Consider the following 6000-nt stretch of genomic DNA (forward strand, 5'->3'; position numbering starts at 1 on the left):
TCCGCGTTGTCGCACTGGCCCTGTTCGACGCGATCGCCGGCCACCAGTGGCTCGCCACGCGACTGACCCTCCAGATCATCCGCAACCCGGTAGGTCGGGCAGGGTGAGGATCCATAGGCCCGCTGGTTCGATGCGGCCTCGACGCTCGTGTACGACATTCTCGGCGCGGTCAGCCAGAACGCCCACATCGACGGGGACACCTCACGGGTCGAGCCCGACGCGGACCGCGAGGAGTTTTCCGGTGCCGCAGCAGCGGCGTGGCAGGGACTCAACCCCGACAACTACCCGTTCATACACACCATCGTCGGCCCGATGAACGAACACGACGACCGCGAGCAGTTCCTCACCGACCTCGCCTGTCTTCGCTGGCCGGGCCGACTTGCCGCGTTCGCGCGTCGTTCGTGGGCTTGTCCGGGTTGTGCTCAGTTCTGCAGCGGCATGAGGTGGTCGGCGAACCCGTCGAGCCAGCGCTCGGTTGAGGGTACGAACGTGGCGGGCCGTACGACGAATTTGGTGATCCCGGCCTCGACGAAGCGCTCGACCAGGTCGCGGGCGGCGGCCCAGCCGACTGGGACGATCTCGGCGGGGTCGGCGCCCGGGTTGCGCCTGGCGATGGCGTCGATCGTGGTGGCGGGGATCTCGGTCGCGGCCACTGCGAGGCTGGTGCCATAGTGGTCGGCTTCGATCTCGCGGCCCGCCTCGGCCGCGTGTGCCGCGATCGCCGTACCGGGATCGGCCAGGTGATCACGGGCATGGAGCGGGTCACGGCGACTTGTGCTCTGAGCTTGCCGCAGCGTTCGGCGATGCGCCGGTAGCGCTCGCCCGGGAAGGTGTCGGTGCGGCCGGCGCTTGAGGCGGCCTCCCCAGCACGCCCTTGAGGTAGGGGTTGCCCTTCCTCAAGGAGCAGAAGGGTCATTGAAGTGCATCAGCGCACCACAATGGCAGCTTCACGTAAGAACACCACGCAGCCTCTTCAGCGGGGCGGGCCAAGTTGTCCAGCAGTGTGCCTGCCGAAAACTCTATCTATCCAGGTCAAGCGGCATGTGAGTACTCGTGGAGAACCCCGCCGAGCCGATCTCGCCGGAGTATGTTCAGGTCGGCGATTCGCTTCGGATCGGTGATCGGATCTGGCACGGTACGCAACGGTGCCGCTTGGGCCAGGGCCTGATGGGCTCGGTGCTGGTAGTAGAACTTTTCGTACTCGCGCAGGGCGTGCCGTAGGTGGCGTTCGTTCCAGATCAGGCAGCGGTCCAGGAGCTCGCGGCGGCACGACTGCACCCATCGCTCCATGACCGCGTTCATGCGCGGCATCCGGATACCGGTGAGCACGGTCTGGACGCCGGCGTCGGCGAGGATCTCGTCCATAAGGAGCGGGAACTTCGCGTCTCGGTCTCGGATCAGATAGCGCGCCCGGCAGCCCGCGTCCTCCAGATCCATCACGAGATTCGTGACCGCCTGGATGACCCAGCTCGCGTTCGGGTGCGCGGTGGTACCCAGCACGCGAACGCGCCTGCTGGCGTGCTCGATGATCGCCAGGATGTACTGGCGCTGCCCGTTCAAAGTGATGGTCTCGATGAAATCGCAGGCCAACAGAGCGCCGGCCTGCGAGCGCAGGAAGTCGGCCCACGTGGTCGACGCCCGCTCAGGTGCCGGATCAAGCCCTTCTTGCTTAAGGATCTCCCAGACCGTCAACGCAGCCACCTTGATGCCGAGCGTGGTCAGCTCGCCATGCACTCGCCGATACCCCCACGATGGATTCTCGCGAACCAGTCGCAGGATGAGGACACGAATGGACCGCACCGTGGGCGGGCGACCTCGCCTGTTCGGCCGGCAGGTACGGGCATGACGCCGCTTCATCAGATCGCGATGCCAGCGCAAAACGGTGTCCGGGCGGACGAGGAGCCGCAGTCGGCGCAGAACTTCACGAGGCAGTGGTTCCAGGAGCGCGGCGAGAAAGGTCCGGTCCTCAGCAGCGAATCTCACCCGGACGTCGGCGCCGAGCTGCCGGTGAAGAACGTTGATTTGGTGGCGCAGGGCGAGAATCTCGATGTCCTTGTCCCGATCGCCCATGGGCAGCAACCGCAGCGCCGCCATCGAGGCCGGTCAGATCGGGGTCCTGGTGGACGATCCAGTAGTTGAGCGCCTCGACCGGCCCCTCACCGAACGGCCGCACCCCGGCCGCGTGGGCCAGCACCAGGCCGAGAGCGAACACATCGCAGGCCGGCGTGAGCGCCTGGCCGGTCAGCAGTTCCGGGGACATGAACCCGTGCGTGCCGACGCGGGCGGTGGCGCCGGAGGCGTCGACGGCGCGGGCGATCCCGAAGTCGATGACCCGGGGTCCGTCGGCGGCGAGCAGGATATTGGACGGTTTCAAATCCCGGTGGATCACTCCCTCCTTGTGGATGGCCTTCAACGCATCCGCCAGCCCAGCGCCCAGGGCGCGGAGCGTCACCGCCGGGAGCGGGCCGTGTTCGGTGAGCGCCTCGGCGAGGGAGGGGCCTGCCACATACGCGGTGACCATCCACGGCCGGTCCGCGTCCGGGTCGGCGTCCACCACCGGCGCGGTGTGGAAGCCGCCGACAGTGCGGGCCGCCTCCACCTCCCGCTTGAAGCGGGGCCGGAACTCGCGGTCGGCGGCGTACACCGGATGGACCAGCTTGACCGCGACCGGCCGGCCACCGAGGGAACGGCCGAAGAACACCTCGCCCATCCCACCCGCACCCAGCCGCGCCGACAGCACATAGTCACCGACCCGGGCCGGGTCACCCGGCCGCAACGGATCCATCGGCATTACCGCGACCTCGCAGCGGACACCGGCAGAGCATGGCGGCGCGGAACGGGCATGATCCGAACCTAGCAAGCAAAGGCGTCTCTTTGAAGATCCATTCGCGAGCCGACAGAGCCACCTGGTGCCCGACCATCGTGGCCAGGTTCTCTTTGACCTGGTCAGAGCTGGCAGGTGTCATCTTTGTCTTTGGCCGGTGGATGGGACCAAAGACTCTGTCACGCTCCTCCCGCTGGCTGAAAGGGTTTCCCGTGCGGACTTTTGGTCATGAAACGCCGATGGCGGGCATGTCCCGATTCGCCCGTATGGTGAGGAGTCAGACATATGGCAGGGATGGACGGTCCGGTCAGCCACGCTCTGCTGAAGCTGGGCCGGCACCTGCGAGCCGGTACGGTACCGATCCTGGCGATGTCGATGGCCTCGCACGCGGTCGGAGCCCGCTTCGTCTCGCTGATCGGCGGGACGATGCTGTCGTTCTACGACTGGTACGCCGACCTGCCGGTCGCCTCGCCGCAGATGTTCGGCGACCAGACCGACGTGCCGGAGTCGGCCGACTGGTGGGATGCGGCCTACCTGATGCTGTGGGGCTCGAACGTCCCGGTCACCCGCACCCCGGATGCGCACTACATGGCCGAGGCCCGCTCTCACGGCGTGAAGGGCATAGCGGGGACCGGACTGTCGTTACGGCAGCCGAGAGGTAGGTCTCTACGCCGTCACCGTGGACGAGCCGCCCTCGATGCGGCGGACGCGGTCGGCGTCGTGTCCGGCTCGCCGGGGTGTCGCTGTTTCGGGTCCCCAATGGCGACCCGCTCGATCTACCGCACGGGCCACGATTCTGTTGGACGTTCTACGACGCCGACAGCGTGCTCGCCGCGCGAGTTCTCAAGAGTTACCGCACCAGCCTGCGGGTTTGGTACCGAACGGTCTGCGAAACTGCCTACGTGGCGCTCGCCCAGACCACAAGGTCAAAGATCAAGCTGAGGCGCTCGTGAGGGCTCGAAAGGGCACGGCGACGTCCATGACGTGCTCACCTGCACCGGCCGTCGCCCAGTTCGGGTAGTAGACCTCACGCGCGGATGCACTCGGGTGCAGCCCCTGCCTGTCGAGCCACGAGGCCACCGCCTCGAAGGCCCCCGCCACCGTCGGGTACTCACTCTGTGCCTTGCGCAGCTCGATGAACGCCTGTCGGTGCGCCGGCTCCAGACGCACACCGATACGCCCAGCGGGCTGGATCGGGGAATCCGTCGGGACGCACACCTCGACCGGTCCGTTGCCGTCCTGGTCGACAAGCCCGTGATAGACGGCGAACACCGGTCCGGACAGACATGCATCTGCTGTACGAAGGTACGCAAACAGCTCCTCCGTGACCTCACCGAGGAACGCCTCCAGGCGTTCAGCCGTCACATGCTGTTGCACAAAAGCGACCTTCTGCTGGCGGACCTCACGTTCGGCAACCACATAGATGGGCGCTTCCCTTCCTTGCAGAATGTCCTGGATGTGACCTGCGAGAGGTTGGCGGGCACGGTGCTCCCGATCACAGCACCGCCAGTAGTCAGCCACCAGCTTCGCTGCTTGCTCACCCTCTGCCGAGAGGACGGACCCGATGAGGGACAGAGGCATTCCGAGGGCCCTCAGCAGCGTAATCAACCGAGCCTTCGCCACCTGCGCAGGCTGATAAAAACGAATACGGGAGCGAGGGTCGACGTAGGCGGGTTTCAGCAACCCCTTGTCCGCATAGAGGCGAAGCGCCTTGTGGCTGAGTCGGCTACGCGCGGCGAACTCCCCAATGACCATCAGATCTCGCATGTGCCCATCGTCGCCGCTGCCCTTGGGGCAGCAGCAAGCGCGGGGTCGTAAGTCCGGCGCTGCCGTACCGGTAGCTGTCAAACCGTTTGAGACCTTTTAGGCGACTTGTTCTATATCGGAGCTGGTTTCCTCCTTGACGGGTTCGTTGATCCAGACGGCCTTGGGCAGGCTGGGCGGAGTTGGCTTGCGACGGAACCGGCCGGGGTTGGCGGCGTAGGCAGCCTGAAGCGTCCGCGCCCGCTCGGCCCGGATCCGATCGACGGTACCCAGGTGGACCGAGGCCGGGGTGTGCAGCCCGATGCCCGAGTGCCGATGCTCATGGTTGTAGTAGGTGAAGAACTCGGTGCAGAAGGCGCGGGCGTGGGCGATAGACCCGAACTGCTCGGGGAAGACCGGGCAGTACTTCAGCGTCCGGAACTGCGCCTCGGAGTAGGGGTTGTCGTTGGATACCCGGGGCCGGCTGTGGCTTTGGGCGATGTTCATGTCGGCCAGCAGCACCGCGACCGGCTTGGAGGTCATCGAGGTGCCCCGGTCGGCGTGCACATGCGCGGGCGCCTGTGCGCCTGCCGAGAATTCCATCCACGCAGCTCAAGCGGCATGTGAGTACTCGTGGAGGACCCCGCCGAGCAGGTCTCGTCGGCGTATGTTCAGGTCGGCGATTCGCTTCGGATCGGTGATCGGATCTGGCACGGTACGCAACGGTGCCGCTTGGGCCAGGGCCTGATGGGCTCGGTGCTGGTTGTAGAACTTTTCGTACTCGCGCAGGGCGTGCCGTAGGTGGCGTTCGTTCCAGATCAGGCAGCGGTCGAGACGCTCTCGGCGGCACGACTGCACCCATCGTTCCATGACCGCGTTCATGCGCGGCATCCGGATACCGGTGAGCACGGTCTGGACGCCGGCGTCGGACAGGACCTCATCCATGAGGGCCGGGAACTTCGCATCCCGGTCCCGAGTCAGGTAGCGCGCCCGGCAGCCCGCCTCGTCCAGATCCATCACGAGATTCTTGATCGCCTGGATGACCCAGCTCGCGTTCGGGTGCGCGGTGGTGCCCAGCACGCGCACGCGCCTGCTGGCGTGCTCGATGACTGCCAGGATGTACTGGCGCTGCCCATCGAGGGTGAGGTCTCGATGAAATCGCAGGCCAACAGGGCGTCGGCCTGCGAGCGCAGGAAGTCGGCCCACGTGGTGGACGCCCTCTCGGGCGCCGGATCAAGACCTTCCTGCTTGAGGATCTCCCAGACCGTCGACGCAGCGACCTTGATGCCGAGTGCGGTGAGCTCGCCGTACACTCGCCGATATCCCCACGATGGATTCTCGCGAACCAGTCGCAGGATAGGACGCGGATGGAGCGGACCGTGGGCGGGCGACCTCGCCTGTTCGGCTGGCAGGTACGGGCGTGACGCCGTTTC

General features: G+C 66.3%; 5 protein-coding genes and 2 pseudogenes. 1 reads left to right on the forward strand and 6 read right to left on the reverse strand.

Annotated features, from left to right (window positions below; all coding sequences use genetic code 11):
- Positions 1-422: 422 nt before the first annotated feature.
- The 3 genes from ACWEVS_RS29035 to ACWEVS_RS29045 all read right to left on the reverse strand — a co-directional run bounded on the left by ACWEVS_RS29035 (position 423) and on the right by ACWEVS_RS29045 (position 2791).
- A complete protein-coding gene (locus ACWEVS_RS29035) occupies positions 423-653 on the reverse strand; it encodes a hypothetical protein (RefSeq protein ID WP_452554118.1) in 231 nt (76 codons plus the stop codon).
- 379 nt (positions 654-1032) lie between these two features.
- Positions 1033-2070, reverse strand: a complete 1038-nt coding sequence (locus ACWEVS_RS29040; RefSeq protein WP_452554119.1) for an integrase core domain-containing protein — start codon at positions 2068-2070, stop codon at positions 1033-1035.
- Positions 1967-2791, reverse strand: a complete 825-nt coding sequence (locus ACWEVS_RS29045) for a serine/threonine-protein kinase (RefSeq protein ID WP_452554120.1) — start codon at positions 2789-2791, stop codon at positions 1967-1969. The genes ACWEVS_RS29040 and ACWEVS_RS29045 overlap by 104 nt, the downstream gene beginning before the upstream one ends.
- Positions 2792-3169: 378 nt before the next feature.
- Here ACWEVS_RS29045 and ACWEVS_RS29050 point away from each other — a divergent pair.
- Positions 3170-3442, forward strand: a pseudogene (locus ACWEVS_RS29050) (molybdopterin-dependent oxidoreductase); the annotation flags it as partial.
- A gap of 315 nt (positions 3443-3757) precedes the next feature.
- On the opposite strand, the gene ACWEVS_RS29055 reads toward ACWEVS_RS29050, so the two are convergent.
- The 3 genes and pseudogenes from ACWEVS_RS29055 to ACWEVS_RS29065 form a co-directional block, all read right to left on the reverse strand.
- Positions 3758-4591, reverse strand: coding sequence for a MerR family transcriptional regulator (locus tag ACWEVS_RS29055; protein ID WP_452554121.1), 834 nt, complete (start codon positions 4589-4591; stop codon positions 3758-3760).
- Between the two features lie 96 nt (positions 4592-4687).
- A pseudogene (locus tag ACWEVS_RS29060) lies at positions 4688-5134 on the reverse strand (transposase); the annotation flags it as partial.
- A gap of 45 nt (positions 5135-5179) precedes the next feature.
- Positions 5180-5773 (reverse strand): integrase core domain-containing protein, encoded by a 594-nt coding sequence (locus tag ACWEVS_RS29065; RefSeq protein WP_452554122.1) that lies wholly within the window; start codon positions 5771-5773, stop codon positions 5180-5182.
- Positions 5774-6000 lie beyond the last annotated feature (227 nt).

This window comes from Nonomuraea sp. NPDC003754, assembly GCF_053605785.1.

What these genes read in the sequence shown, in the direction of transcription:
- ACWEVS_RS29040 (WP_452554119.1), bottom strand. Translation starts at nt 2,070, where the DNA reads ATGGGCGATCGGGACAAGGACATCGAGATTCTCGCCCTGCGCCACCAA.
- ACWEVS_RS29045 (WP_452554120.1), bottom strand. Translation starts at nt 2,791, where the DNA reads ATGCCGATGGATCCGTTGCGGCCGGGTGACCCGGCCCGGGTCGGTGAC.
- ACWEVS_RS29055 (WP_452554121.1), bottom strand. Translation starts at nt 4,591, where the DNA reads ATGCGAGATCTGATGGTCATTGGGGAGTTCGCCGCGCGTAGCCGACTC.